Genomic DNA, 24,826 nt, shown 5'->3' with positions numbered 1-24,826 from the left:
AAAACGGTGGTGCTACTGTCGTACACCATGACTGCTGGTAGAGGCCTCCTTGAGGGAAAGTCGACTCTGATCACAGGCGCCAGCGCGGGTATCGGCTCTGCCGCAGCCCGGGTCTTCTGCCGTGAGGGGGCCGCCGTCACGCTGGTCGCCCGCCGGGAGCGCCAGTTGGCCGAGCTCACCGCCGAACTCGTGGCCGCGGGACACCGGGCCCAGTACGTCGTCGCCGACGTGACGGACCCCGCAGCCATGGCCGACGCCGTCTCCGCCGCCGTCGACACGTACGGAGCCCTGGACGCCGCCTTCAACAACGCGGGCGTCGGCGCGGAGCCCAAGCCCATGCACCTGCTGGACGAGGACGTCTACGACTCCGTCATGGACACCAATGTGCGCGGCGTGTGGAACTGCATGCGCGCCCAGGTGAAGGCGATGATCGGCCGCGGCGGTGCCATCGTCAACAACAGCAGCACCGGCGGGCTGGTCGCCACCCCCGTGTCCTCGGTCTACATCGCCTCGAAGCACGCGGTGATCGGTCTGACCAAGGCGGCCGCGGCCGAGTACGCCGCCCACGGCATCCGGGTCAACGCCATCGCGCCCGGCTCGACCCGCAGCGAGATGGTCGACGACTGGCTCGGCCGGCACCCCGAGATGGAGAAGGTGCTCCTCGACTCGGCGCTGCTCCCGCACATCGCCGACCCCCACGAGATCGCGGAGGCCGCCGCCTGGCTGTGCAGCGACCGCGCGTCATTCGTCGTGGGAACGACCCTGGCGGTGGACGGCGGCTGGACCACCCGCTAGTGCTCTGAGCGGGAAGGTCCGCCGGCCGGTCCCTCCTGTTCATCTTCGCCAGAACAGGTGGTGCGTCACACCGCTCGGGCTGGGCACGACGTCGAGGTGGAACCGGTCGAGCAGTTCCTCGGGGGACTCCCAGAGTCGCACTCCGGATCCGAGCCGCACCTGCGAGACCGCCACATGCATGGTGTCGACGAGGTCGGCGTCGAGGAACTCCCGGATCGTGGTGGCCCCGCCGCCGAGTCGTACGTCCTTGCCCTGCGCCGCATCCCGCGCCTGTTCGAGAACCGTGGCCGGGTCACCGTCGACGAAGTGGAACGTGGTGTCGGAGAGCGTGAACGACGGACGCTTGTGGTGGGTCATGACGAACACCGGGGTGTGGAACGGCGGCTCGTCACCCCACCAGCCACGCCAGTCATGGTCCTGCCAGGGCCCGCGCTGAGGCCCGAACTTGTTGCGGCCCATGATCTCCGCACCGATGTTGCGCGCGAAGTCTCGCGTGAAGTAGTCGTCGAGGCCGCGACTCCCCCCGGGGTCGGTGCGCATGGGCCAGCTCGCCGTGGCGCCGGCCCAGGCGAACAGCTCCCCGGGATCGGCGTCGCCGAACGGTCTCTCCAGGCTCTGGTGCTCACCGGCACCGAATCCGTCACTCGAGACGCTGAAGTTCTGGACTCTCAGCAGCTGATCCATGTACGTCCTCCTGCGTTGTCGACAACGATGAGACTGACCGGGTCGGGCAAACTCATCGGCGCGCCGGTGACCGGCGGAAAATTGCCCCCTTCCGGTTCGGAGCAGCAGAGCCGGCAGCCACCCCTCACACGGTTTCGAGCAAGGCCCGAAGCGTGGCCGCGTAGGCCCTCGGGTGGGTGGTGTTGCCGTTGTGTCCGCCGGGGAACGTGCGTATCTCGGTGTCCAGCAGGTCCGCCAGAGCCGTGGCGCACTGGTGGTCGAAGACGGTCGCCGCGGTGGTCGCGCCCAGCGCCGGGAGGATCCGGGTCGTGGTGCGGGTGAGCTCGGCCGGGTCGAGGGTGTCGTGGATGATCGCCGAGAAGTCGTGCTCGATGAAGTAGCCGAAGTTGGCGCGCCGCCGGTCGTCCAAGGGCTGGGCGGTGAGACCGGGCTCCGCGTCCCGCCGGGAGAGGTCTATGCCGAGCACCCGGGCCATCTCCGGGAAGGCGGCGGACAGTCCGCCCGTCCGGTAGGTGGCCTGGAGGGCGGCGAGCTCCGCCTCGTGGTGGGCGCGGGCGGCCGGGGGGAGCAGCCTCGGGGCGACCGGCTCGTGGGCGACCAGGGCGGCGACCTGCTCGGGGTGCCGGGCCGCCAGGTGGAGGCCTATCACCGCGCCCAGGCTGCAGCCGAGCATCAGGACCGGCTCGTCGGTGACTGCTGCCAGCAGGTGGTGCACGTCTTCGGCGTGCTCGGCGAGCGTCGTGGTCCGCCCGGGCTCGTCCGCCCGGCTGCGCGAGAGACCGCGCCGGTCGTAGGTCAGGACGGTGTACGCGTCGGTGAGGTGCGGGACCAGGTCCACGGTGCGGTCCGCGTCGCCCTCGCCGCTCTGCGAGATGAGCAACAGCGGGCCGGAGCCCTGAAGTCGGTAGTGCAGCGTCGCCCCGGGAACCGGGAGGGCGGCAGCGGTAACGGCTGCGGACATGGCGAACTCCTTCGTACGGCCGGCGCGGATCCTTCGTCCGCTGCTCTGCGACCAGCCTAATCCATCGAAACAGATACATCAATAGAGATGCATCTCCATCGATACATCTTCGCTGATGTAGCTTGTCGGGGTGGATGGCATCGAACTGTTCCTGCTCGGCCGGGCCCTGATGAAGCTCGGCGAAGAGGCCCTGCCCGAACCCCCGGGCGGCTCCGGCCAGTACGCCGGCAGCACCCGCGCCGTGGTGATCGTGGCAGGCGACATCGCCACGCACCCGGACACCACCGTGGGCGAGACCGCCCTGCGCACGGGCCTGCCGCAGAGTCAGGTCTCGGGCGCCGTCGCCCGCCTGCGCGAGGCCGGGTCCGTGGAGACGGCGCCGGACCCCGCCGACCGCCGCCGCACGCTGGTCCGCCAGGCCCCCGGGGTCTCCGCGCGGGTGGCCGCCGTCCGGACCGCCGGCTCCTCCAAGGTCGAGGAGGCCCTCGCGCGGGTCCTGGGCGAGACGGAGGCGGAGCGGCTGCCCGAGGTCACCGAGGCACTGGAGGTACTGGCCCGCCACCTGGTGCGCGACGGCGGCTGAGCCGTTCAGCCACTCAGCGAACGGCCGCCCCGAAGGACACCAGGTCCTCCGCGATGGCCCGTGCCACGGCCTCCTGGTGGTCGGTGAGGTAGAAGTGCCCGCCGGGAAATCCCCGGAAGGTGAACGCACCGTCGGTCAGCTCCCGCCAGGCCATGGCCTCGGACGGGCTCACCCGCGGGTCCGCCTCACCGGTCAGCACACTCACCGGGACGCGCAGCACCGGCCCGGGCTCGTAGCGGTAGGTCTCGACGGCCCGGTAGTCCCCGCGCAGCGCCGGCAGGATCAGTGCCCGGAGCCCCTCGTCGGCCAGCAGCAGCGGGTCGGTGCCGGCCAGCGCGCCGAGCTGGGCGAGCAGCGCTTCGTCGCCCCGCGTGTGGTGATGCTCCTCCTCACGGTGGATCAGCGGGGACCGCCGCCCGGACAGGATCAGCCCACGAAGCCCGCCCCCCGCCGGGCCGCCGCCGGATCCGCCGTCCGGTCCCCCGGCCGCCTCCAGCCGCCTCGCCAGCTCGAAGGCGACCACCGCTCCCATGCTGTGCCCGAAGAGCACCAACGGCCGGTCCCGCCAGGGCCGCAGCGCCGCCCGCACCCCCTCGACCAGCGCGTCGACCGTGTCCGGCACGGGTTCCCCGAACCGGTCGTGACGGCCCGGGTACTGCACCGTCAGCACCTCGGCGTACGCGGCGAGGGCCTGGGACCAGGGGAAGTAGAAGGCGGCGTTCCCACCCGCGTGCGGCAGCACCACCAGCACCGGGGCGGGTCCCTCCGGCGCGGGGTGGAAGCGCCGCAACCAGGGGTCGGGCCGGACACCCGCTGTGAGGCCGCGCGTCATCGCCCCTCCCCCTGCTCCCCCGGCTCGTCCGCCAGCAGCAGCTTCTTCTGGGGCTTGCCCATGGCGTTGCGCGGCACGGCGGCGACGAAGCGGACCTCGCGCGGGCGCTTGTGCACCGAAAGGTGCGCGGCGACGAAGTCGGTGAGCTCGGCGCCGGTCACCCCCTCGGCGACGACGAACGCGACGATCCGCTGGCCGAGGTCCGCGTCCGGGACGCCGACCACCGCCGCCTCGCTCACCTTGGGATGGTCCAGCAGCGCGTTCTCGATCTCGCCCGCGCCGATCCGGTATCCGCCCGACTTGATCATGTCGATGGAGGCGCGGCCCACGATCCGGTGGACGCCGTCCGCCTCGTCGAGGGCCGCGATGTCGCCCGTGCGGAACCAGCCGTCCTCGGTGTACGCGGCGGCGGTGGCCTCCGGCCGGCCCAGGTACCCCGAGAACAACGTGGGTCCGGTGAGTTGGAGTTCCCCGATCTCGGCGCCCGGCTCGGCGGCCACGCGCGTACGGATGCCGGGCAGCGCGGTGCCGACCGTACCGGGGCGGACCTCGCCGCCCGCCCGGCCGCTGATGGTGATCAGGGTCTCGGTCATCCCGTACCGCTCGACGGGCCGGTGTCCGGTGAGCCGTTCCAGGTCCCGGAAGACGGGCGCGGGCAGGGCGGCGCTCCCGGACACCAGCAGCCGGGCCCCGGACAGCGCGGCAGCGGCCTGCGGTTCGCGGGCGATACGGGACCACACGGTCGGCACCCCGAAGTACAGGCTGCCGCCCGCCCCGGCGTAGGCCTCCGGCGTGGGCCGACCGGTGTGCACGAGGCGGCTGCCCGTACGCAGGGCGCCGAGCACACCGAGCACGAGCCCGTGCACGTGGAACAGCGGCAGGCCGTGCACCAGGGTGTCCTCGGCGCTCCACTGCCAGGCCTCGGCCAGCGCGTCCAGGTCGGCGGCGATCGCCGCGCCGCTGAGCACCACGCCCTTGGGAGCGCCCGTGGTCCCGGACGTGTACAGGATCAGCGCGGGGTCCTCGGGCGCCGCGGCCTTCCCGGTCCAGGTGGGGGAGCGCCGGGCGAAGTCCACCTCGACCGGGGCCGCCCCGGAGTCCCGCAGGATGTGCTCGCGCTCGGCCGGCCCCGCGTCGGGCGGCAGCGGTACGCAGGCCACCCCGGCCAGCAGCCCGCCGACCACGGCGGCCACGGTCTCCAGGGAGGCCGTCGCGGTCACCGCGAAGGCGGGCGCTCCGGCGATGTCGGCCGCGACCGCGCGGGCTGCGCCGAGCAGGTCCTCGTAGGAAGTGGAACGGCCGGCGACGGTGACGGCGTCCGGCCGGTCCCCGTACACCCCGTCGAGCGCGGTCAGCATTGGTTCGCCAGCTCCCCTTCCCGGACGGCCGTACGGCCCTTGCGCCCCGTACGCGCCTGCAAGCGTCCGGACGGCCCGCACGCTTCGGCCAGCCTACGGCCGTTGTCCCCTTATGATCGGCGGGACTTGACAGGTTCGCCGACCTCGGGGGAGTCCGACGTGGAAACGGCACGGTTCGTGTCCTTGCTCGCCGCGACCATCACCACGGGCCTGGTCAGCGGCCTCTTCTACGGGTTCTCCGTATCCGTGATGCCGGGCCTGCGGCGCACCGGCGACCGGACCGTCATCGAGGTGATGCAGCGCATCAACGTGGCCATCCTCAACGGCTGGTTCATGCTGGGCTACCTCGGCGCCCTCGTCTTCACCGGTTTGGCGCTGGCGCTGTCCGTACCGTCCGACGGCCGCGCGGCACTGCCCCAGCTGATCGGCGCGTTCGTCTGCTACGTGCTCGCGCTGGCGCTCACCGCCAGGGTGAACATCCCGCTGAACAACGCCCTGGAGAAGGCCGGTCCGGTCGACCGGATCCCCGACCCGGCCGCCGTCCGCAGCGCCTTCGAGCAGCCCTGGGTACGGGCCAACGTGTGCCGGACGGTGCTGTGCACGGTGGCGTTCGGCCTGCTCGCCTGGGCGCTGGTCCTGCACGGTCAGGGCGGTTAGGAAGTCAGGAAGGCCGGCCGGCAACCGCGGCGGTGGCGCGCCCGTAGTGGACCAGGGTGCGGGCGAGCGCGACCAGGGCCGCCGTGCAGAGCAGGGTACGGACGATGTTCGTGGCGACCCAGGTGGTCTTGAACTTCTCCACGATCGAGAAGTCCGTCATCTGCGCCACCGGTCCCCCGCTGGCGAGCTCGTTGTTGAGCGGGATGTTCACGGTGAAGGTGATGACGAGGGCGGCCAGGTACGCCGAGGCGGCCACCGCCACCCACAGGGCGGTCCCGCGCCGTCCCGCGCGGTACTCGGCGACCGCCGATACGACGGGGGCCGCCAGGGCGAGCAAGAAGACCGCGCCGAAGAGGGCGTTCCCGTCGATGGCGGCGTTGAAGTTCCGCATCGCCGTGACGTAGGTCCCCTCGTCGCCGGCCGCCAGGCCCGGCATCACCGAGAGGTCGAAGGCGAGGAACAGTCCGGCCATCAGGCCCACGAGGACCGTCGAGACGATGGCCAGAGCGGTGGCGGTCCGGGTGCTCCCGGCGATCGGACTGGGGCTCATGATGCTTCCTTGTCTGAAGGATCGAAGGATCGATGGATCGGAACGGCGAACAGTCCGGCCGGCCTTCGCGGTGCTCCCGGCAGGTCCTACGCTGACCACATGATCAGCTCATCTCTCCGCCTGGAACCCGTAACCGCCGAAAATTTCGACGCGGTCTGCGCGGTACAGGTCCGCCCCGACCAGGGGCACCTCGTCTCCCCGGTGATGAAGTCCCTGGCAGAGGCGTACGTCCACGGCGATGTCGCCTGGCCCCGGGCCATCGTCGACGGCGACGAGGTGGTCGGCTTCGTCATGGCCTTCCTCGACATCGTCTGGGACCCGGCGAAGGACCCGGCCGGCCGCCGCTCCGGCATCTGGCGTCTGAACATCTCCGCCGGCCGGCAGGGCAAGGGCTACGGCCGATTCGCGGTCGGCGCCGTCGTCGAGGAGATCCGCCGCCGCAACCTCGGCCCGGCGTACGTCTGCTGGCACACCGGCGAGGGCAGCCCCGAGCCTTTCTACCTGGGCCTGGGCTTCCGCCGCACCGGCGAACTCAGCGGTGACGAGCCGGTCGGCGTCCTGACTCTGGACGCGCCGGCCGGGGCACGCACTACGTGAGCACCACCGTGCGCGGCGGCCCCGCGGGCACCGGCGCCGCCGACGGCGGGACCGCCCCCGAGCGGAACTGCCGGGGACTGACTCCCCGTACCCGCTTGAAGGCCGTCGACAGGGCGAAGGCGCTGCTGTAGCCGACCCGCCTGGCCACCGTCTCGACCGTGGCGTCCGGCTCGCGCAGCAGGTCGGCTGCCAGGGCGAGCCGCCAGCCGGTCAGGTAGCCGACCGGCGGCTCGCCGACGACCTCCGTGAAGCGCCGGGCCAGCGAGGCCCGGGAGACACCGACCTTGAGGGCCAGTTCCTCCACGGTCCAGCCGTGCGCCGGGTTCTCGTGCAGCATCCGCAGCGCCGGGCCGACCACGGGATCGCTCTGCGCCCGGTACCAGGCCGGGGCACCCGAGCCCGGGGCCGCCAGCCAGGTGCGCAGTACGCCGATCAGCAGCAGGTCCAGCAGCCGGTCCAGGACGACCTCCTGGCCCGGCTCGTCCCGCGAGATCTCGGAGGCGAGCAGGGTGATGAGCGTGGCGTCCGCGGCCCCCGCCGGCCGGACCAGGATCGTGGGCAGCGCGCCCAGCAGCCTGCGGCCCAGCTCGCTCGGCGCCTGGTAGGTGCCGCTCAGCATCACCGCCGACCCGGCGTCCTGGGAGGCCGCGCCCCAGGTACGGACGCCCAGCGCCATGGAGTCGGTGACGTCCACGCCCCCCTCCGTGCTGCACCGCTGGTCCGGCCCGACCGTGATCTGCACCGGGGTGTCCGGGGAGTCGGCAACCGTGTACGGCTCGGGCCCCCGTACGACGGCCACGTCACCGGGGCTGATCCGCACCCGTTCCCCCTCGTCGGGCAGCAGCCACGCCGAGCCGTGCACCATCGTCACCACCGACAGCGGGGCACGGTCCTCGATGCGCACGGACCACGGCGGGTTGAGAACGGACTTGAGGAGGAAGGCGCTCCGGGCCTTGGGGCCTTCGAGGAGACCGGTCAGCGTGTCCATGCGGCCATCCTCCCTTCTCCGTCAGGACAGCGGGTCCCAGACGCCGGTCGCCGCCGCCTCGCGGGCGAAGTCGGCGAAGTCCCGCGGCGGGCGGCCCAGTACCTCCTCGACCCCGTGCACCCGGTGCGCGTTGCGCCCGTCAAGGATCAGGGTGAACAGCTCGGCGAAGTCCTCCGGCAGGTCGTTCTCCCGCAGCACCGCGCGGTAGTCCGCGTCCGAGACCGGCACGTACGCGATCTCGCGCCCGGTCACCTTCGACAGTTCGGCCGCGACGTCGCAGAAGCTGAGCAGGCGCGGGCCGGACAGCTCGTAGGTCCTGCCGATGTGCCGGTCGTCGGTCAGGGCGGCGACCACCACGTCGGCGACGTCGTCGGTGTCGACGAAGGCCTCGACGGCGTCCGCCGTGGGCAGGGCGATCTCGCCGGCCAGTACGGGCTCCAGGAAGAAGCTCTCGTCGAAGTTCTGGTTGAACCAGCTGGACCTGACGACGGTCCAGTCGGCGCCGGAGGCCTTCAGCGCCTCCTCACTGCGCTGCGCCGCTTCCTCACCGCGCCCGGACAGCAGCACCAGGCGTCGCGCGCCGGCGGCCACGGCGAGCTGGGCGAAGGCGCCGACCTGCTCGACGGCGCCGGGGAAGGCCAGGTCGGGGTAGTAGGTGACGTACACCCGGTCCACTCCCTCCAGCGCGGGGAGCCAGGTGGCGTGTTCGTTCCAGTCGAAGGCCGGCTCGCCGTTGCGGGATCCGACCCTGACCGGGCGGCCCAGTGCGGCGAGCTTCTCGGCGACGCGCCGGCCGGTCTTTCCGGTGCCCCCGATGACGAGGGTGGTCTGCGTGGCGTTCTTCGTCGTCTGCGTCATGAGTACAGTCAAGCCTCGCAACGCGAGACGGAACATAGCCGAAGAGCTCACTTGCATACGCGTGCGTCTAATCGCCCGTCTCGGCGAGGGTGTGCGCGACGAGGGCGTTGGCGTGGCCGTGACCCAGCCCGTGCTCGGTCTTGAGCCAGGAGACGAGCTCCATGTGCTTGGTCAGGGGCGAGGACCGGATGAGGTCCTTCCATTCCGCGATCGGGCGGCCGTACTTCTTCTCGATCGAAGGGAAGTAGCTGGCGGGGCCCTTCACCGGCTCGGTCATGTCGTGGTTTCCCGTCTCTGTGTGCGAATGCGCGGATGTCGTCCGGACGGCCGTTGTCGGCCGCACTCTCAGGCCGACGGCGCGGCAGGGGCGTACGCGTGGACCTGCGCGCCGCTGCCGAGGTCGGTGGTCCCGACCAGCCGGAAGGTCTTGACCGGGGAGTCCTCCCCGAAGAGCTTCTTGCCCTTCCCCACCACCACCGGGAGGGTCCACAGCCGCAGTTCGTCGATGAGGTCATGGGCGAGCAGGGTGTTGACGAGCTGCCCGCTGCCGTAGACCAGGAGGTCACCGCCGTCCTGGCGCTTGAGCGCCGCGACCTCGTCGGCGAGGTCGCCCGTCAGGAAGGTGGCATTCCACTCGGGGGTGTCGAGGGTGCTGGTGGCGACGTACTTCGGCATGGCGTTCATCCGCTCGGTGCCGGGGTCGGCGCCCTCGGCGCGGGCGGTCCAGGCCGGCGCCATGCCTTCGTAGGTGATCCGGCCCAGCAGCAGGGCGTCGCTGGCCGCGAGCTGCTCGCCCGCGAACTTCTCCGCCGCCTCGTTCCAGAACGGCATGGACCAGCTCGGGTTCTCGACGACACCGTCGAGCGAGATGAACACGGAGGCGATGACCTTGCGCATGACGATTCCCCTTGTATGTATACGGCGTCCACATCGGACGCTCCGCAGCCTAACCGAAGATGTGGACGCCGTCCACATGTTCTTTCCCCTCGGCCACAGAGGTAGACACGGACCCCGACCGAAACTCATCGCCCACCGCGAAGAAGAATCGGATGATCATCAGATGATGTGGACCGAACGCACCGTCACCCGGCACCACGTGCGCCTCTCCTGCCTCGACAGCGGCGGCCCGGGCACCCCCGTGGGCCCGGGCACCCCCGTCGTCCTGCTCCACGGACTCGCGGGCCACGCGGGCGAATGGGACGCACTCGCGGCCGCCCTCGCCCCCGGCCGCCGGGTCGTGGCCGTCGACCAGCGCGGCCACGGCGCCTCCGAACGCCGTCCGGCGGACGTCTCCCGCGCGGCCTACGTCGCGGACGTGGTCGCCGTCATCGAACAACTGGAGCTGGACCGCCCGGTCCTGGCCGGCCAGTCGCTCGGGGGCCACACCGCCATGCTGACGGCGGCCGCCCACCCGGACCTGGTCCGCGGCCTGGTCCTGGTAGAGGCGGGCGCGGCCGCCGCCGACCCCGGCGCCCCGCAGGAGATCGGCGACATGCTCGACGCCTGGCCGCTGCCGTTCCCCTCGCTCGCGGCGGCCCGGGAGTTCCTGGGCACCGACGCCTGGGCCGCGGGCCTGGAACAGCGGCCGGACGGCTGGTACCCGCGCTTCGACCGGGACGTCATGGTCCGCGCGATCACCGAGAACACGACCCGTGCGTGGTGGCCGGAGTGGGAGCGGGTCACCTGCCCCACCCTGCTCGTCCTCGGCGAACGCGGCATCATCCCGCCGGCCGAGTCGACGCAGATGCTCCGCCGCGCGAGCGCGCCCACCACAGCGGCCTCCGTCCCGGCCGCCGGCCACGACGTCCACCTCGACAACCCGGCGGCCCTGCACGCCTTGGTCTCGACGTTCCTGGAGACGCTCCCCTAGAAATCGGGGCCCATGACCCCAACCCGGCTCCCTCAAGTATGGTTTAGGTCAAGGCATATGATCATATGGCGGCATGACCACGAGGACTCTCTACCTGCTCTGCTCCGCCGCCCCGCCCGTCTTCGACGTGGCCCATGCGATCGAGGACGCCCAGACCCGAGGCTGGGACGTGTGCCTGGGGCTGACTCCCAGCGCGGCGCACTGGCTGGCCGGGAGCCTCGACGGGCTGGCCGCCCTGACCGGCCACCCCGTCCGCTGGCAGTACAAGTTGCCCGGCGAGCCCGACGTATGGCCGTCGGCCGACGCCCTGCTCTTCGCCCCGGCCACCTTCAACTCGGTCAACGCCTGGGCCCTCGGCCTCACCGACCGGTTCGTCGTCGGCGTCGCCGCCGAGGCGATCGGCAAGGGCACCCCCGTCGTCGCCATGCCCTGCACCAATGCCGCCCTGGCCGCGCACCCCGCGTTCGAGCAGTCCCTGGCCGTCCTGCGCGGCACCGGAGTCGAACTGCTCTACGGCGAGGGCGGCTTCGTACCCGGCCCGGCCGACCAGGACGAGTCCCCGCACTTCCCATGGCAGCTCGCCCTGGACGCCGTGGACCGCGCGGGCACGGCCATGGCCTAGCGGACGGGGTGCTCCGTCTCCCGCGGCCTCACTCCCCCGTCGTCCCGTCGATCGCCTCGCGCAGCAGGTCCGCGTGCCCGTTGTGCCGGGCGTACTCCTCGATCATGTGGGCCAGGATGTAGTGCAGCGAGTACGGCTGGTCGCCGAAGTGCCCCGTCACGTCCAGGGACTCGGCGGCCTCCACGATCGCCCGCGAGCGTGCGCAGGTCTCCTCCCAGATCCTGAACGACTCCTCCGGATCCGCGTCCTCCACGTGGAACTCCGTCCACTCCCCGGCTTCGTTCCTCGGGAAGTAGCCGCGCACGTCCTCGCCGCCGAGGACGTTGCGGAACCACCCGCGCTCCACCTCCGCCAGATGCCGCACCAGCCCGAGCAGGCTCAGCCCGGACGGCGCCACCGCCTTCCGGCTCAGCTGCTCGGGGGTCAGCCCCGCGCACTTCATCATCAGGGTGTCGCGCTGCCACTGCAGGATGCTGGTCAAGGTGGCGCGCTCGTCGCCCACCAGTACGGGCCGGGTCCGCTGTTCGTCGATCATCGGGTGATCATGCCGGACAGCGGCCTGCGGAGCTCACCCGAGCTCCCGGAAGAACTCCCGTACGTCCGCCACCAGCAGCTCCGGCACCTCCATGGCGGGGAAGTGCCCGCCCCGGTCGTACGAGGTCCAGCGCACGACCCGGTCGGTACGCGCGGCCACGTGCCGCAGCGGGATGAAGTTGTCCCGTGGGAAGTCGGCGAGCGCCGTCGGCGTCCCCGACACCTCCGGCGGCTGCCCTGCGTAGTCCGCGTGCGCCCGCTCGTAGTAGATACGCGCGGCGGAACCGGCCGTCCCGGTCAGCCAGTAGAGCATCACGTTGGTGAGCATCTGGTCCCGGTCGATCGGACACCTGGAATCGCTCCACTCGGCGAACTTCTCACCGATCCAGGCCAGCAGCCCGACGGGCGAGTCGTTCAGTCCGTACGCGAGGGTCTGCGGCCGCGTCGCCTGGATGTCGGCGTACCCCTGCCGCTCGCGTGCCCATACCCGGTAGCGCTCCCAGGAGGCCAGCGTCCGCTCCCGCTCGGCGGGACTAAGCGCGGCCAGCTCCTCGGGCCGCGGCTCGGCGGTGGCCCCGCCCCCCGGCAGCAGGTTCAGGTGCACACCGACCACGTTGCCTGGCCGCAACCGCCCCAGCTCCCTCGAAACGGCGGCCCCCCAGTCGCCGCCCTGCACCCCGTACGCCTCGTACCCGAGCCGCTGCATCAGCACCCCGAAGGCCCGAGCGACCCGCTTGAACTCCCAGCCCGCCTCGGTCGTCGGCCCGGACAGCCCGAACCCGGGGATGCTCGGCAGCACCAGGTGGAAAGCGTCGGCCGGATCACCGCCGTGCGCCCGCGGATCGGTGAGCGGGCCCGCGACCCGCTGGAACTCCACGAAGGACCCGGGCCAGCCGTGGGTCATCAGCAGCGGCCTGGCATCCGGCTCGGGGGAACGCAGATGCGCGAAATGCACCCGGGCCCCGTCGATGACCGTGGTGAACTGCGGCCAGTCGTTCAACCGTGCCTCGGCCGCACGCCAGTCGTACTCCTCGCGCCAATACCGTACGAGCTCCCGTACCTCGCCGAGCGGCATCCCGTACGCCCACCCCACCCCGGGCAGCTCATCGGGCCACCGCACCCGTCGCAGCCGCTCGTCGAGGTCGTCCAACTCCGCCTGCGCCACATCGAGCCGAAACCCGCGCAGCCCTTCTCCAAGATCGCCCATAGACCGGCCATGCTAGGCCGCCCCTCGACGGCGTTAACGGCGTTAACGCTGCCGCCCTAACACCCAGGCACCGTTAACGCCGTTAACGCTTGCCCCGCCCACCCAACGCTCACCCCGCGCCGCCATTAACGCCGTTAACGCCGCCGCCCGAACAACCAGCGACCGTTAACGCCGTTAACGCTGCCGCCCGAACACCCAAGGACCGTTAACGCCGTTAACGCTGCCCCGCCCACACCAACGCTCCACCCTCGCTGCCATTAACGGCGTTAACGCCGTTAATGCTGCCGCCCCGCCCCGCCCCACACCCCACCCCCTCGCCCGAAGGAGGCGGGACCGTTAACGGCGTTAACGCCGTTAACGCCGACCCGCTCACAACCCCGATGCTCCGCCCGGCCACCGTTAACGGCGTTAACGCCCCTCAGCCCTGCGCCCCATCCGCCCGCCGGGCAACCAGCAGCCCGAGCCCGTCCAGGATCCGCTCCAGCCCGAACTCCAGCGCCTGGTCCCGCCCCCCGTGCTCCGCCGCCGAGGCCAACGCCGCCCCGAGCGCCGGAAACTCCGCCCTGTGCGTCCGCATCACCTCACCCAGCATCACCGCGAGCTGCGCATCGGGCCCCTCCCCCGCACCGGCCCCGCCACCCGCACCCGCACCGGCCGCCCGCTCCTGCTCCGCGATCCCCCGTACGTGCCCGGCCAGCAACACGACCGCGTCCATCGCCTCGGCACCGCTCAGCCCGCACCCGTCCAGCGCCGCGAGCGCCCGCTCCATCCACCCCAGCTCCCGCGGCCCCATCACCCGCACCCCGACCGTCGCCTCCAGCATCCACGGATGCCGCCGGAACCCCCCGAGCAACTCCCGCGCCCACACCTCCAACCGCTCCCGCCACCCCCCGCCCGCGGGTTCCACACCCGCACCCGGACCCGGACCCGCCCCCAACGCCGCAGGCACCGGCATCGCGCTCTCCACCATCAACGCGACCAGCTCCGCCTTCCCCGGCACATACCGGTACAGCGCCATCTTCGTGACCGCCAACTCCCCGGCCACCCGCTGCATCGACACCGCGCCCAACCCCTCCGCGTCAGCGATCCCGACGCCCGCCAGAGCGATCCCCTCCAGCGTGAGCCCCCGCTTCGGCCCCCGTGCGGGCTTGGCCGGCGGCCCCCACAACAACCGCACGGCCGCCCCCCACTGGTCGTTCGTCATCGGATCCCCTTGTGCTCGCACCAAAATTGCGTCTACCGTACACGGTAACGCTTCAGTGTCCGCCGGACACAGTTAGTCGAGGGAGTCCCCCCATGCACCAGCAGCAGCCCACGCACCGGCCCGCGGCCGACGCCCGCACGGTCCTCATCTCCGGCGCGAGCATCGCCGGCCCCGCCCTCGCCCACTGGCTCGGCCGCCACGGCTTCCGCCCCACCGTCGTCGAACTCGCCCCCGCCCTCCGCCCCGGCGGCCAGGCCGTCGACTTCCGCGGCGAGACCCACCTCTCCGTCCTCCACCGCATGGGCATCCTCGAAGACCTCCGCCGCATCCAGACCGGCGGCTCCCCCATGACCTTCGTCGACGCCGACGGCAAGCAGCTCCTCCACCTCCCCGCCGAGTTCGCGGGCGGCGACATCGAAGTCCTGCGCGGAGACCTCTCCCGCGTCCTCTACGAAGCCTCACTCCCCTTCACCGAGTACGTCTTCGCAGACTCCGTCACGTCCCTCAACGAGACCGCCACCGGCGTGGACGTCACCTTCCGCAACTCCCCGCCCCGCACGTTCGACCTAGTCGTCGGCGCCGACGGCCTCCACTCCAACGTCCGCCGCCTCGTCTTCGGCCCGGAGGCCGACCACGTCACCCACCTCGGCCACTACGCCGCCACCTGGAGCCTCCCCAACCAACTGGACCTGCGCCCCGGCACCGGCTCCATCGGCTACAACGCCCCCGGCCGCCTGGCGAGCGTCGGCGTCGACCACACCGACCCCACCCGAGCCCGCGCCTTCTTCGTCTTCGCCTCTCCTGAGCTCACCTACGACCGCCATGACCCCGAAGCCCAGAAGGCCCTCCTCCGTCGGAGCTTCACCGGTCTCCCCTGGCAGGTGGACCACCTCCTCGCCTCCCTCACCACCGCCGACGACCTCTACTTCGACTCGATCAGCCGCGCCGACGTCCCCACCTGGTCCACCGGCCGGATCGCCCTCCTCGGCGACGCCGCCTGCGGCGCGACCATCGGCGGCATGGGCACCGGCACCGGGATCGTGGCCGCGTACGTCCTGGCGGGCGAGCTCTCCCGTTCGCCCGAGGACCACCGGGCCGCCTTCACCCGCTACGAATCCCTGCTCCGCGCCTACTCCCAGGGCTGCCAGAAGAGCGGCGACCGGACGGGCCCCTTCCTCGCCCCGTCATCGAAGCTCGGCCTGCGCCTGCGCAACGGCATGCTCAGCCGACGCCGCATCCTCGACTGGATGCTGAAGGCGGGCGCGGACGTCACCACGCTCCCCCTCCCTGCCTACGCGACCACCCGCGAGGGCGCCGGAACCACCCCAACGACTCGCTGAAAAGAAAAGTCCCGAGAGCGGTCACATTCCCGCCCGCTGCTGCGTCAGTGCATTGAAGGGCCCCACCGAAGCCCCGCACCGGAACCACCACCCAGGGAGATCGCAATGAACGCACGCATGGGAAACCCGGCCCTCGTCGTCCCCGGCGCCATGGCCGCCCTCATCGCGGTCGGCAAGACCGTCACCGACACCGGCATCAGCGAGCGCACCCTCGAACTCGTCCACATACGGGCCAGCCAGATCAACGGCTGCGGCGTGTGCCTCGACATGCACCACAAGATCGCCAAGAAGCACGGCGAGACCGACGACCGCATCCACGTCATCGCCGGCTGGCGCGACACCCCGTACTTCTCCGACGCCGAACGCGCCGCCCTCGCCCTCGCCGAGGCCGTGACCCGCGTCGCCGACCGCAGCAACGCCGTCCCCGACGACGTCTACGAGGAGGCGGCCAAGCACTACGACGAGCAGCAGCTCGCGGCGCTCCTCCTGTCCATCTCCATGGTCAACGTCTGGAACCGCATCAACCTCGCCACCCACCAGCAGGCGGGCACCCCTTGGGCCTGACCCGGGACGCCCGCTCCGCCCGGGGGACCGTTAACGGCGTTAACGGTCCGCCACCGTTAACGGCGTTAACGCCGTTAACGCCCCACGCCCACCCATCCACCCTCCCACCCACCCAACAAAAAGTACTGGGTGACTGGTTTTCTTCACCGTACGCCGATTAGATTGACCCCCCGCGGGATCCGCCCGCACACCGACCGACCAGGAGACGCGCACGTGGCGAGGGTCAGACAGGAACGGGCCGAGATCACCCGGCAGGCCATCCTGGACGGCGCGGCGATCGCCTTCGACCACTCCGGCTTCGGCGGCACCAGCCTCAGCGACGTGGTCAAGCACGCCGGAGTCACCAAGGGCGCCCTGTACTTCCACTTCCCGTCCAAGGAAGCCCTCGCCCGCACCCTGATGGACGAACAGTTCCAGGTCTCCGAGGGCGTACCCGCCATCGAGAACCCGGGGCTCCAGACGGTCATCGACCTCACCCACCAGATGGCGTTCGGGCTGCGCACCGACGTCCGCATCCGCGCCGGCATCCGCCTGGTCATCGAGTTCGGCTCCTTCACCAACCCCGACCCCACCCCGTACAACACCTGGATCGACACCTGCCACGGCTGTCTGACACCGGCCCAGGAACGCGGCGACATACTGCCGTCCCTCGACGCGTACGACCTCTCGACCTTCCTGGTCGGCTCGTTCACCGGGATCCAGGTCACCTCGCACGTCCGCACCGGCCGCGAGGACCTCCACACACGGGTCATCGACCTGTGGAACCTCCTCCTCCCCGGAATCGTGCCCGCGCACCGGATCCCCCAGTTCGACCCGGCGGGCTCGCCCGAGTGCCGGGCCGGGCTCTCTCTTCCCGCCTGACTGCGTATCCAGGGCGGCCTCGCACACGCCGTGGCGAACCACGGGGGTGCTCGCTACGGCGTGTGCGAGGCCGCCCTGTCGCGTATCCAGAACCGGAAACGCGTCAATTCGTTAGCAAAACTCAAGCGTGGCGCCCACGCGCACCCCCGGACGTTAGTAAAGTCCCTCTCATGATTTCGCCCTCGTCTCAGAGCGACCGAGAGAAGGTCGTCTCCAAACTCCCCCCGTGGCTGCGCCAGGAGTTGAAAATCCGCACCGCCCAACTGCGGGTGGACATCCAGGACGCCGTCCACCAGGGGATCGCCCACTGGAGCGCGCTCGCCTCCGCCCCCTCCCCCGTCGACACCTCCGGCGCCGAATCGTTCTCCACCTGGCTGCCCGCCGGCCAGTGGGAGTCCTTCCGCACCGACTCCAAGGACCGCGGCGTCTCCCTCATCCAGGGACTCGCCCAGGCCGTCAGCCTCTGGCTGGAGATGAACCCGGCCCCCACGGTCAAGCGGCCCTCCGTCGTACGCCGCATCATCGTGTGCAACCAGAAGGGCGGAGTCGGCAAGACCGCCATCACCGCCGGCACCGCCGAGGCCCTCGCCGAGGACACCTCGACCCTCCACCCCGTACGCGTCGCCCGCCAACTGGCCCGCATCACGGCGGACGAGGACCACCAGCCGGACCTGGCGTCCGCCTCCCTGGACCTGGAAGACCTCCCGGGCCTGGGCATGCGCGTCCTGCTCATCGACTTCGACCCCCAGGGCCACCTCACCAAGCAGCTCGGCCAGCAGCCGCTCCCGATCGGCGGCGACAGCCTCACCTGCCACATGGCAGGCGAAGCCAAGGGACCGCTGTCCGACCTCATCGTCCCCATCGTGGACGACCGCTTCGGCGACCGGCTGCACATCCTCCCCGCCTGCACGGACGCCTTCCTCCTCGACGTCCGCCTCTCCACCGTCCGTGCCCGCGAGGCCGCCCTCGAACGCGCCCTGGCCCCCGTCGAGTCCGACTACGACGTCATCCTCGTCGACTGCCCCCCGAGCCTCGGCCTGAGCATGGACGCGGCCATCTACTACGGCCGCCGCCGCGACACCGAACAGCCGGGCGCCTCCGGAGCGCTGATCGTCGTACAGGCGGAGGACTCCTCGGCGGACGCGTACGACCTCCTCACCTCCCAGATCAACGACCTGCGCGACGACCTCAGCCTCGACATCGACTACCTCGGCCTCGTCGTCAACCTCTACGACGGCCGCCGCGGCTACATCGCGACGTCCTCCCTCCAGGCATGGCTGGACATAAAGGATCCCCGGGTCGTCGCCGTCGTCCCCGACCTCAAGGAACAGCGCGAAGCGGTCCGCGTGAAGCAGCCCCTCTTCGTCTACGCCCCCAAGGGCGACCAAGCCGTCGCCCTGCGCGCCCTCGCCCGGGAGATCTCATGAGCAGCAAGGCCGACAAGCTCGGCGTCTCGGCATCCTTCGCCCGGGCCCAGCCGGTGGGTGTCAGCTCCCGCCGCGCGGCGATCGCGGAGGCCACCGGCGCGCCCACCTCGGGGGTGGTCCCGCCGTCCGAGGTGCCCATCGACGCCCTCGCCCACAACCCGTTCAACCTCCGCGAAGACCTCACGGAGCTCGAAGAACTGGCGGCGTCCCTCACCGCCCGGGGGCAGCTCCAACCCCTCGCGGTCGCCACCCGCATGGCCTTCATGGAAGCCCACCCGGGCACCACCGACGGCCTGGGCCGCGCCCCGTACGTCGTGATCGACGGCAACCGTCGGCTGGCTGCAGCCCACCTGGCAGGCCTGAAGACCATCCAGATCCACGTCAACGACTCCCTCTCCACCTCCGCGGCGGACATCCTCGAATCGGCCCTGATCGCCAACGTCCACCGCGTGGACGTGGCCCCCATGGACCAGGCCCGCGCCCTCCAGGAACTCGTCGACGTCCACGGCTCCCAGGCCCAGGTCGCCAAGCGCCTCGGCAAGACGGCGGCCTGGGTCTCGCAGCGGCTGACCCTCCTGAACCTCACCCCCACCCTCCAGGAGAAGGTGGAGACGGGCGAGCTCAAGGTCGAACCGGCCCGCCGCATCGGCCGCCTCCCCCAGGAAGCCCAGGAGGCCGCCGCGGAGGAGACCATTAACGCCGTTAATCCCCCCCGCCAACGCACCGCCCCCGTTAACGGCGTTAACGCCGTTAACGCCCCGCCCACCCCGGCCCCTACTCCGTCCCCCGCCCCCAGCCCCGCCCCCACCCCCCGGATCACGATTTCCACGATCTCCCCGGAAACGATCGCGGACGCCCTCACCGCGCACCTCACCCCGGACGACCTCAAGGCCGTCACGGAACTCCTCATGCGGCGAATCTGAGCTGGGCATCCGAGGCACCACCCACGCCGGGGGCGCTGACGGCATTAACGCCGTTAACGCCCCCACGTGCGTTTCATGTGCGTTCAGCGGTGCGATTCACATAGGCTCTGGGTGGAGGTACCGATGCCGAACAACCGAAACACCCACCCCGACGCCAACGAGCAGGAGGGCCTCTTCGCAGCGGTCGACGCCCTGCTCGAAGAGGTCGCCCAGGACCCGCTCCCCCACCCGGACGAGCGCAAGCGCCTGCGCGAGGCCGCCGGCCTGAGCCAGGACCAGATCGCCAAGGCCCTGACGGTCCGCCGCGAAACGGTGACGTCCTGGGAAACCGGCCGTACCTCCCCCCGCCCTCCCAAACGCGCGGCCTACGCCCGCCTCCTGGAGGGCCTCTCCACCCTCCACCCCATTAACGGCGTTAACACCACCGCGCCGCAGCCCCCCACGCCCACCCCCACGGCCGACGCCGAAGGCACAGCGCTGCCCACGCCGCCGACCCCCACCCCCGAAACTCCGGCGCCTGGAGCGCAGCCCCAACCCCCCGCCCCCCACCCGGGTTCCGGGGCGGAGCCCCAGTTCCGGGAAGGGTCAGGTAAAGAAACAGCGCCGCAGGCACCCACCCGCACACCCACACGTACCCGCACCGCACCCCCCACCCCCCACCGGGCCCCCGGGCCGAAGCCCCAGCCCCCCACACCGACCACGCCCCCGGCAGGGAACGGCCCCCTCGCCGTCCTGGACGGCGCCGGCCACGCCCACACCACCGGCGGCCTGATCCTCGACCACCCCACCACCGGCGGCCTCCCCGCCCTCATCGCCTGGGCCCTGGGCCCCGCCGCCGACCTCCGCTCCCCCCGCCTCCACCGCAACGGCAAGGACGGCGACCCCCTCCTCGTACTCACCCCCGCCGCCACCGAGGCCCTGGGCCTCCCCCTCACCCTCGAAGACCGCCGCGCCCTCCGCCTCCCCGACAACCACCCCGCGCTCAAGCAGCTCGCCAAGAACAAGTGGCAGCTCACCCGCCGCGGCTTCGGCCCCTGGGCCCGTGTCTACCGACCGGCCACCCCCACCACCGGCCGCCAGTGCGTCCAGCTCGCGATCCTCCCCTGGGGCGCCCTCGACCCCCGCGCCTGGGGCGAGGACACCGCCGACCTCCCGGCCCCCGAACTCGCCGAGCTGCTCACCACCTACGCCTACCGCGTCCTCACCCCCCGCGGCTCCACGGCCGTCACCGGCCTGGAGCTCATGACGGCCCTCCGTCCCCCCACCCGCGCCGCCCGCAACGCCGAGACCAACACCTGGGAATCCGCACCCGTCCCCGGCTCCCTCACCCGCCCCGTCGACCCGGCCCCCCCGGAGGCCCCCGACGAACACCCCGTGGTCGCCTCGCTCTACCCCCGCTCCCACCAGCGCACCCCGGACCAGGTCCTCGACGAAGAGGCCTACGACTGGATCCGCGACCCGGAGCTCCTCACCGACGAGGAGTGCTCCCGCACCCATGCCGTCGGCATCGACGTCAACATGGCCTTCGCCGCAGCCGCGAACCGCCTCACCGTCGGTCTGGGCCCCGCCACCCACACCAAGAGCCCCCGCTTCGACCCGACGACCCCCGGCTGCTGGCTGGCGGACCTCTCCGCGATCTCCCTCGACCCCCGCCTCCCCAGCCCCTTCACTCCCCACGGCAAGCCCCCGACCGGCCCCGCCTGGTACGCCACCCCGACCCTCGCCTACGCTCAGGAGCTCGGCCACGAGGTCCACCCCACCGAGGCCTGGCTCCGCCCCGAGTGCGGTCCGTACCTCGACGCCTGGTACACCCGCCTCCGCGACGCCTACATGGCCACGATGGCGGACCTCGGCGTCACCTCGGCCATGCCCGAATCCGAGTTCCTCAAGGCGATGACGACGCACAAACAGGACGCCCCCATCCCCACAGCGGTCCTCTCGGCGATCAAATCCACCGTCAAGGGCGGCATCGGCAAACTCCGCGAACGCCCCCAGGGCGCCGGCTACCGCCCCGGCGAGCGCTGGCCCGCCCTGGAACGCCCCACCTGGCGCCCCGACATCCGCGCCGCCGTCATCTCCACGGCCCGCGTGAACATGCACCGAAAGATGAACAAGCTCGCCACAACAGCCGGCCTGCACCCCATCGCGGTCCTCTCCGACTGCGCGGTGTACCTCTCCGACGGCCCCAGCCCCCTCGACTTCCTCCCGCGTACCCCCGACGGCAAGCCCCTCCCCGGCGGCTTCCGTCTCGGCGTCAGCCCCGGCATGGTCAAGCACGAGGGCACCCAGCCCCTCCTCTGGGCCGTCGGGATGCTCGACGAAGGCCTCAACCCCGCCCGCCACATCAAGGGCCACGACGCAGCAGCAGACGGCGAGTAACACATGTCCGACATCTCCGACAGCCTGACCAAGGCCGACGAACAGCACTTCACCCGGCCGATCCCCAAATCGGCGGGCGCCCAATTCCGCTTCCTGCTCAAACAGCTCAAATCGACAAAAGCCGTGGCAACGACGCTCGGCATCTCCCAACGCACCGTCGAGCGCTACGTCAAGAACCAGATCAAGCAGCCCAAGCCCGAGCTGGCCGCCCGCCTCGAAGCCGAGGTACGCCGCCGCTGGCAGCCCCTCGTGCGCAAGCGCGCCCGTGACAAGGCGGCCAGGACCACCGGGCTGGTCATCGAGACCCGCGCCCGCTTCGGCTTCACCGCGGCCCCCGGCACTACCGACGACGGCCGCATGCGCCGCATCACCCAGCACCTCCCGCCGGAGTACGCGGGCCGCCTCTTCGCCGCCCAGGAATCCGGCGCCGCCGAGGCCCAACTCCGGCAGATCGCGGCCGAAGCCCTCCAGGAGATCTACTTCAAGGACAACGGCGCCCGCGCCACCAGCCTCCTGGTCGAGTTCACGGACATCGACTACGTGGACTTCGCCTTCTGACCAAGGGGCAGGAGACCCAGGGCCCGCCAAACGGCCCTCAGAAGCCCCTCCCAGCCCCTTCCTGACCCCTCAAAACCCCAAAGGGTCCCGGGACATCCCGGGACCCTCATTCACCCCTCACAAGCCCGCCGAGGCGCCTTACCCCACGGCGTGCAACGTCCTGCGCCGCTTGGACTCCGCAGCCTTCTTCGCCGCGGCCTGCGCGGCCCGCTTCTTCCGCTGCTCGGCCAGCTGATCCTGATACGCCGCCACCGCCTGGTGGTAGCTGGCGACATACCCCCGCGCATCGAGCCGCTCCTCGGCCGCCATGTCGTTCACAGCGGCGACAGCGTCCTCGAAGGAGTTGTACCCGGCCAGCATGGGATTGATCTGGTACACACCGTTGCGGACCTTCCGCACCAGCTTCGCGAGCTCCAGACTCCGCAGAGCCGCGTTGACGCTCGGCCGGCTCAGCTCCAGCAGCCCACCAACGGTGGCCTGGTCGATGAGGATCCGCCCGCCCGGCTCGCTCAGCGAACGCAGCTTCAGCAGCACACGGTAGGCCGCAGGCGGAAGGTCGAGGTCGGAGAGAAGCCCGTCGGCGTTGACCGCAGCGAATCGCAAGGTGCTCACTGAGCTGTCCCTTCTTCCGTGCGCTTCGCCCGGCTCAGCCGACGCGCAGCGCGCTCTTTGGCCCGTTCGGCCCTCAGTTCCTCGATGGCCTGCCGCATGTGGTCCAGCGACGGGAACCGCACCAGGTCGGGCAGGCTCGTGTCGCTGCGGATCTGCGAGATGGTGCTGTGCTGCTCCACCTTCACGAACTCACCCGTCATCTCGGTTCCCGGGATGAACTCGGCCACCCGGTAACTGTAGGGCGGGTTGAACTGGTACACACCCCGCCGCACCTTGAAGACGATCCCATGAGACATGACGGTGTGCAGTGCCTCCGACGTCTTTGTCCGACTGACGTCCAGGATGGTAGCCATCTCCTCCTGCGTAAGAGGAATCCGCCCCCCCGCTCGCTGGCAGGCGATGAGCAGCAGGATCAGCCTCAGGGGCAAGGCTTCCCGGAAGTACTGGGCGATAACCAGGAAGAACTCAAGGCTGTCCATCGAGAACGCATTCGGCTGATTCTGCGTCCCGTAGAACTCCAGCGGCTTGCGCTCGCCGTCCAGCGTCAGCTTCCGGCTCGGGTACCGCTTCGCCAGACTGTCCAGGTCCTTGACCGGAGCCAGCGGCTGACTCCACGCCGAGATCGCATCATCAACGGGGAGATCAGGACGCGGCGCACCCGCCGGACTCCGCCGACGCCGTTGTGGCTCTGATGACACGAGGCTGCTCTCCACTTCGTTGATCTGCAGGGAGAGTATGTCAACAAGGGTGACACAAGTGTCACGCTCATTGACGTTCGGCGTGTCTTATGTCCCCCCAGCAGGGACACATCTCGGCCACCCCCTCCCCACCGGCTTCACGCCAACCCTCACCCAACCCCACCCATCCCCCCAGCAGTTCACCGACACATCCCCGCTAAAACGTCAGCCCCCCCGACGTTTTAGCGCAAATACCGTCAGCCTCGCTGACGTTTTGCACGCGTTCTGTCCCCCTACCAGCGACACATCCCCCCAGTTATGTCCCTTCTGAGGGGACATAACTTTCCCCCCACACCCGCCCTGACCTGCGGCAACGCATCTCCGTACCTTATATAGGCCGTCGCCTGCCGCGCTGCGCGAACTGAAGGCCGTCTCCAACCCGTCCGCCAACCCAATTTCCTGACACCCCATCACTTCCCAAACCCCCATCCCACCCCCACCCAGCCCCCAACCCCCAGGCAATCTGACCGATTCCCATCTTTATCCACGCAGCACTTTGAAGCACCCTCCCCTTACCCGTTAACGGCGTTAACGCCGTTAACAACCCCAACGCCCCGCTCCTGCATCGAGAGCAGAGGACCCCCGAAGCAAGCGGAACCAAAACGGGTTGGAGCAAAGCAGAGAAGAGAGGGTCCCTTCACCGGAGCGGAGCAGAGGCTCACAGTCCGAAGGTCCACCCATCGAACGAAGCGAGGCGGTTCAAAAGCACAGCGCGCAGCGCTGTAGGACCCGAAGCAAAGCCGAGAGTTGTCGAAGGCGGGACGGCTCCCTGCCGGAAGCAGGACGGCCAAGCGAAGCGAGGCCTGGAGGCGTAGCCGGAAGGACAGGGTGTGGGAGCGCAGCGGACACACCCAAAGCGGCTAAGACGTCAGCCCAGTGAAACGGAGTCACTTTTCGCGCTCCGCCCAGGGCCCGTGAAGCGGGCTGACCGGGTGGAGCGAAGCGAAACTCGGTCCAGTCCGAAGCGAAGCGCAGGACCCCGGCCCGAAGGGCCGGCCATAGCTGGCGAAGCCAGCCCTGCCGAGCGAAGCGCGGCGGTTCATTGGCATAGCGCGCAGCGCTAAGACCCGAAGCGAAGCGGAGGGTCCTCCCGCCGAAGGCGGTCCTCCCGCCGAAGGCGGGACG

The 24,826-nt window shown here is 70.9% G+C and carries 27 protein-coding genes; 13 read left to right on the top strand and 14 right to left on the bottom strand.

The features are described 5' to 3' along the window. Positions 1-27: 27 nt before the first annotated feature. On the top strand, positions 28-795 hold the full coding sequence (locus ACFYOB_RS37790) for an SDR family NAD(P)-dependent oxidoreductase (protein WP_388568577.1): 768 nt from the start codon (positions 28-30) through the stop codon (positions 793-795). A gap of 39 nt (positions 796-834) precedes the next feature. Here ACFYOB_RS37790 and ACFYOB_RS37785 read toward each other — a convergent pair whose 3' ends face one another. Beyond that, positions 835-1,479: a dihydrofolate reductase family protein gene (locus ACFYOB_RS37785; RefSeq protein ID WP_388568575.1), complete on the bottom strand. Its 645-nt coding sequence runs from the start codon at positions 1,477-1,479 to the stop codon at positions 835-837. Positions 1,480-1,603: 124 nt separating this feature from the next. After that, positions 1,604-2,440 (bottom strand): alpha/beta fold hydrolase, encoded by an 837-nt coding sequence (locus ACFYOB_RS37780; protein ID WP_388568572.1) that lies wholly within the window; start codon positions 2,438-2,440, stop codon positions 1,604-1,606. Positions 2,441-2,609: 169 nt separating this feature from the next. Here ACFYOB_RS37780 and ACFYOB_RS37775 point away from each other — a divergent pair, with 169 nt between their 5' ends. Further along, on the top strand, positions 2,610-3,023 hold the full coding sequence (locus ACFYOB_RS37775) for a MarR family transcriptional regulator (protein ID WP_388568637.1): 414 nt from the start codon (positions 2,610-2,612) through the stop codon (positions 3,021-3,023). A gap of 13 nt (positions 3,024-3,036) precedes the next feature. Here the strand turns inward: ACFYOB_RS37775 and ACFYOB_RS37770 are convergent, their stop codons facing one another. Both ACFYOB_RS37770 and ACFYOB_RS37765 read right to left on the bottom strand, forming a co-directional pair. Then, positions 3,037-3,855 carry a thioesterase II family protein gene (locus ACFYOB_RS37770; RefSeq protein WP_388568570.1) on the bottom strand — a complete coding sequence of 273 codons (819 nt, stop codon included), beginning with the start codon at positions 3,853-3,855 and terminating at the stop codon, positions 3,037-3,039. Further along, positions 3,852-5,213 carry an AMP-binding protein gene (locus ACFYOB_RS37765; RefSeq protein ID WP_388568567.1) on the bottom strand — a complete coding sequence of 454 codons (1,362 nt, stop codon included), beginning with the start codon at positions 5,211-5,213 and terminating at the stop codon, positions 3,852-3,854. Before ACFYOB_RS37765 ends, ACFYOB_RS37770 begins: the two co-directional genes overlap by 4 nt. 159 nt (positions 5,214-5,372) lie before the next feature. On the opposite strand from ACFYOB_RS37765, the gene ACFYOB_RS37760 reads away from it, so the two are divergent. Continuing rightward, a complete protein-coding gene (locus ACFYOB_RS37760) occupies positions 5,373-5,870 on the top strand; it encodes a DUF1772 domain-containing protein (RefSeq protein WP_388568564.1) in 498 nt (165 codons plus the stop codon). A gap of 4 nt (positions 5,871-5,874) precedes the next feature. On the opposite strand, the gene ACFYOB_RS37755 is transcribed toward ACFYOB_RS37760, so the two are convergent. Further along, positions 5,875-6,420, bottom strand: coding sequence for an anthrone oxygenase family protein (locus ACFYOB_RS37755; protein ID WP_388568562.1), 546 nt, complete (start codon positions 6,418-6,420; stop codon positions 5,875-5,877). Between the two features lie 99 nt (positions 6,421-6,519). On the opposite strand from ACFYOB_RS37755, the gene ACFYOB_RS37750 reads away from it, so the two are divergent. Then, on the top strand, positions 6,520-7,017 hold the full coding sequence (locus ACFYOB_RS37750; RefSeq protein WP_388568559.1) for a GNAT family N-acetyltransferase: 498 nt from the start codon (positions 6,520-6,522) through the stop codon (positions 7,015-7,017). Here ACFYOB_RS37750 and ACFYOB_RS37745 read toward each other — a convergent pair. From ACFYOB_RS37745 to ACFYOB_RS37730, 4 genes are all read right to left on the bottom strand, one after another. After that, positions 7,010-8,005 carry an AraC family transcriptional regulator gene (locus ACFYOB_RS37745; RefSeq protein WP_388568556.1) on the bottom strand — a complete coding sequence of 332 codons (996 nt, stop codon included), beginning with the start codon at positions 8,003-8,005 and terminating at the stop codon, positions 7,010-7,012. The two genes, ACFYOB_RS37750 and ACFYOB_RS37745, sit on opposite strands and share 8 nt — an antisense overlap. A 21-nt stretch (positions 8,006-8,026) precedes the next feature. Continuing rightward, positions 8,027-8,863, bottom strand: coding sequence for an NAD(P)H-binding protein (locus ACFYOB_RS37740; protein WP_388568552.1), 837 nt, complete (start codon positions 8,861-8,863; stop codon positions 8,027-8,029). Positions 8,864-8,930: 67 nt separating this feature from the next. Further along, a complete protein-coding gene (locus tag ACFYOB_RS37735) occupies positions 8,931-9,140 on the bottom strand; it encodes a DUF4287 domain-containing protein (protein ID WP_388568550.1) in 210 nt (69 codons plus the stop codon). Between the two features lie 68 nt (positions 9,141-9,208). Then, entirely contained in the window at positions 9,209-9,760 is a 552-nt protein-coding gene (locus tag ACFYOB_RS37730) for a dihydrofolate reductase family protein (protein ID WP_388568548.1), read from the bottom strand. Positions 9,761-9,923: 163 nt separating this feature from the next. On the opposite strand from ACFYOB_RS37730, the gene ACFYOB_RS37725 reads away from it, so the two are divergent. Together ACFYOB_RS37725 and ACFYOB_RS37720 are read left to right on the top strand one after the other, a co-directional pair. Beyond that, positions 9,924-10,733: an alpha/beta fold hydrolase gene (locus ACFYOB_RS37725; RefSeq protein WP_388568545.1), complete on the top strand. Its 810-nt coding sequence runs from the start codon at positions 9,924-9,926 to the stop codon at positions 10,731-10,733. Between the two features lie 73 nt (positions 10,734-10,806). Continuing rightward, positions 10,807-11,355 carry a flavoprotein gene (locus tag ACFYOB_RS37720; RefSeq protein WP_388568543.1) on the top strand — a complete coding sequence of 183 codons (549 nt, stop codon included), beginning with the start codon at positions 10,807-10,809 and terminating at the stop codon, positions 11,353-11,355. A 28-nt stretch (positions 11,356-11,383) separates the two neighbouring features. Here ACFYOB_RS37720 and ACFYOB_RS37715 read toward each other — a convergent pair whose 3' ends face one another. The 3 genes from ACFYOB_RS37715 to ACFYOB_RS37705 all read right to left on the bottom strand — a co-directional run bounded on the left by ACFYOB_RS37715 (position 11,384) and on the right by ACFYOB_RS37705 (position 14,300). Then, on the bottom strand, positions 11,384-11,890 hold the full coding sequence (locus ACFYOB_RS37715; RefSeq protein WP_388568540.1) for a DinB family protein: 507 nt from the start codon (positions 11,888-11,890) through the stop codon (positions 11,384-11,386). A 33-nt stretch (positions 11,891-11,923) separates the two neighbouring features. Then, positions 11,924-13,096, bottom strand: coding sequence for an epoxide hydrolase family protein (locus tag ACFYOB_RS37710; protein WP_388568538.1), 1,173 nt, complete (start codon positions 13,094-13,096; stop codon positions 11,924-11,926). A gap of 418 nt (positions 13,097-13,514) precedes the next feature. Further along, a complete protein-coding gene (locus ACFYOB_RS37705) occupies positions 13,515-14,300 on the bottom strand; it encodes a TetR/AcrR family transcriptional regulator (protein ID WP_388568535.1) in 786 nt (261 codons plus the stop codon). 92 nt (positions 14,301-14,392) lie between these two features. Between ACFYOB_RS37705 and ACFYOB_RS37700 the strand changes: the two genes are divergently transcribed. From ACFYOB_RS37700 to tpg, 7 genes are all read left to right on the top strand, one after another. Continuing rightward, positions 14,393-15,640, top strand: coding sequence for an FAD-dependent monooxygenase (locus ACFYOB_RS37700; RefSeq protein ID WP_388568532.1), 1,248 nt, complete (start codon positions 14,393-14,395; stop codon positions 15,638-15,640). Positions 15,641-15,745: 105 nt separating this feature from the next. Beyond that, entirely contained in the window at positions 15,746-16,204 is a 459-nt protein-coding gene (locus ACFYOB_RS37695) for a carboxymuconolactone decarboxylase family protein (RefSeq protein ID WP_328930769.1), read from the top strand. Between the two features lie 213 nt (positions 16,205-16,417). Beyond that, positions 16,418-17,065, top strand: a complete 648-nt coding sequence (locus ACFYOB_RS37690) for a ScbR family autoregulator-binding transcription factor (RefSeq protein WP_388568529.1) — start codon at positions 16,418-16,420, stop codon at positions 17,063-17,065. 170 nt (positions 17,066-17,235) lie between these two features. Continuing rightward, the gene (locus ACFYOB_RS37685) at positions 17,236-18,492 is read left to right on the top strand and encodes an AAA family ATPase (RefSeq protein WP_388568526.1); all 1,257 of its coding nucleotides are present in this window, start codon (positions 17,236-17,238) and stop codon (positions 18,490-18,492) included. Next, positions 18,489-19,415 carry a ParB/RepB/Spo0J family partition protein gene (locus ACFYOB_RS37680; protein WP_388568524.1) on the top strand — a complete coding sequence of 309 codons (927 nt, stop codon included), beginning with the start codon at positions 18,489-18,491 and terminating at the stop codon, positions 19,413-19,415. The genes ACFYOB_RS37685 and ACFYOB_RS37680 overlap by 4 nt, the downstream gene beginning before the upstream one ends. 123 nt (positions 19,416-19,538) lie before the next feature. Further along, the gene (gene tap, locus ACFYOB_RS37675) at positions 19,539-21,794 is read left to right on the top strand and encodes a telomere-associated protein Tap (RefSeq protein ID WP_388568521.1); all 2,256 of its coding nucleotides are present in this window, start codon (positions 19,539-19,541) and stop codon (positions 21,792-21,794) included. Positions 21,795-21,797: 3 nt separating this feature from the next. Beyond that, positions 21,798-22,352, top strand: coding sequence for a telomere-protecting terminal protein Tpg (gene tpg / locus ACFYOB_RS37670; RefSeq protein ID WP_388568518.1), 555 nt, complete (start codon positions 21,798-21,800; stop codon positions 22,350-22,352). 138 nt (positions 22,353-22,490) lie between these two features. Here tpg and ACFYOB_RS37665 read toward each other — a convergent pair whose 3' ends face one another. Beyond that, the gene (locus ACFYOB_RS37665; RefSeq protein ID WP_362403307.1) at positions 22,491-22,964 is read right to left on the bottom strand and encodes a MarR family transcriptional regulator; all 474 of its coding nucleotides are present in this window, start codon (positions 22,962-22,964) and stop codon (positions 22,491-22,493) included. Then, positions 22,961-23,677 (bottom strand): hypothetical protein, encoded by a 717-nt coding sequence (locus ACFYOB_RS37660; RefSeq protein ID WP_328930776.1) that lies wholly within the window; start codon positions 23,675-23,677, stop codon positions 22,961-22,963. Before ACFYOB_RS37660 ends, ACFYOB_RS37665 begins: the two co-directional genes overlap by 4 nt. Between the last annotated feature and the right edge of the window lie 1,149 nt (positions 23,678-24,826).

The organism is Streptomyces sp. NPDC006463 (assembly GCF_042870715.1).
In the GTDB taxonomy this organism is placed as follows: domain Bacteria; phylum Actinomycetota; class Actinomycetes; order Streptomycetales; family Streptomycetaceae; genus Streptomyces.
Note: the sequence above shows the minus strand (reverse complement) of the source record. Positions and strands in the feature narration are given on the sequence as shown.

What these genes read in the sequence shown, in the direction of transcription:
- tpg (WP_388568518.1), top strand. Translation starts at nt 21,798, where the DNA reads ATGTCCGACATCTCCGACAGCCTGACCAAGGCCGACGAACAGCACTTC.
- ACFYOB_RS37730 (WP_388568548.1), bottom strand. Translation starts at nt 9,760, where the DNA reads ATGCGCAAGGTCATCGCCTCCGTGTTCATCTCGCTCGACGGTGTCGTC.
- ACFYOB_RS37710 (WP_388568538.1), bottom strand. Translation starts at nt 13,096, where the DNA reads ATGGGCGATCTTGGAGAAGGGCTGCGCGGGTTTCGGCTCGATGTGGCG.
- ACFYOB_RS37695 (WP_328930769.1), top strand. Translation starts at nt 15,746, where the DNA reads ATGAACGCACGCATGGGAAACCCGGCCCTCGTCGTCCCCGGCGCCATG.
- ACFYOB_RS37700 (WP_388568532.1), top strand. Translation starts at nt 14,393, where the DNA reads ATGCACCAGCAGCAGCCCACGCACCGGCCCGCGGCCGACGCCCGCACG.
- ACFYOB_RS37755 (WP_388568562.1), bottom strand. Translation starts at nt 6,420, where the DNA reads ATGAGCCCCAGTCCGATCGCCGGGAGCACCCGGACCGCCACCGCTCTG.
- ACFYOB_RS37770 (WP_388568570.1), bottom strand. Translation starts at nt 3,855, where the DNA reads ATGACGCGCGGCCTCACAGCGGGTGTCCGGCCCGACCCCTGGTTGCGG.
- ACFYOB_RS37740 (WP_388568552.1), bottom strand. Translation starts at nt 8,863, where the DNA reads ATGACGCAGACGACGAAGAACGCCACGCAGACCACCCTCGTCATCGGG.
- ACFYOB_RS37785 (WP_388568575.1), bottom strand. Translation starts at nt 1,479, where the DNA reads ATGGATCAGCTGCTGAGAGTCCAGAACTTCAGCGTCTCGAGTGACGGA.
- ACFYOB_RS37765 (WP_388568567.1), bottom strand. Translation starts at nt 5,213, where the DNA reads ATGCTGACCGCGCTCGACGGGGTGTACGGGGACCGGCCGGACGCCGTC.
- ACFYOB_RS37685 (WP_388568526.1), top strand. Translation starts at nt 17,236, where the DNA reads ATGATTTCGCCCTCGTCTCAGAGCGACCGAGAGAAGGTCGTCTCCAAA.
- ACFYOB_RS37735 (WP_388568550.1), bottom strand. Translation starts at nt 9,140, where the DNA reads ATGACCGAGCCGGTGAAGGGCCCCGCCAGCTACTTCCCTTCGATCGAG.
- ACFYOB_RS37680 (WP_388568524.1), top strand. Translation starts at nt 18,489, where the DNA reads ATGAGCAGCAAGGCCGACAAGCTCGGCGTCTCGGCATCCTTCGCCCGG.
- ACFYOB_RS37780 (WP_388568572.1), bottom strand. Translation starts at nt 2,440, where the DNA reads ATGTCCGCAGCCGTTACCGCTGCCGCCCTCCCGGTTCCCGGGGCGACG.
- ACFYOB_RS37715 (WP_388568540.1), bottom strand. Translation starts at nt 11,890, where the DNA reads ATGATCGACGAACAGCGGACCCGGCCCGTACTGGTGGGCGACGAGCGC.
- ACFYOB_RS37775 (WP_388568637.1), top strand. Translation starts at nt 2,610, where the DNA reads ATGAAGCTCGGCGAAGAGGCCCTGCCCGAACCCCCGGGCGGCTCCGGC.
- ACFYOB_RS37720 (WP_388568543.1), top strand. Translation starts at nt 10,807, where the DNA reads ATGACCACGAGGACTCTCTACCTGCTCTGCTCCGCCGCCCCGCCCGTC.
- ACFYOB_RS37725 (WP_388568545.1), top strand. Translation starts at nt 9,924, where the DNA reads ATGATGTGGACCGAACGCACCGTCACCCGGCACCACGTGCGCCTCTCC.
- ACFYOB_RS37750 (WP_388568559.1), top strand. Translation starts at nt 6,520, where the DNA reads ATGATCAGCTCATCTCTCCGCCTGGAACCCGTAACCGCCGAAAATTTC.
- ACFYOB_RS37705 (WP_388568535.1), bottom strand. Translation starts at nt 14,300, where the DNA reads ATGACGAACGACCAGTGGGGGGCGGCCGTGCGGTTGTTGTGGGGGCCG.
- tap (WP_388568521.1), top strand. Translation starts at nt 19,539, where the DNA reads ATGCCGAACAACCGAAACACCCACCCCGACGCCAACGAGCAGGAGGGC.
- ACFYOB_RS37790 (WP_388568577.1), top strand. Translation starts at nt 28, where the DNA reads ATGACTGCTGGTAGAGGCCTCCTTGAGGGAAAGTCGACTCTGATCACA.
- ACFYOB_RS37745 (WP_388568556.1), bottom strand. Translation starts at nt 8,005, where the DNA reads ATGGACACGCTGACCGGTCTCCTCGAAGGCCCCAAGGCCCGGAGCGCC.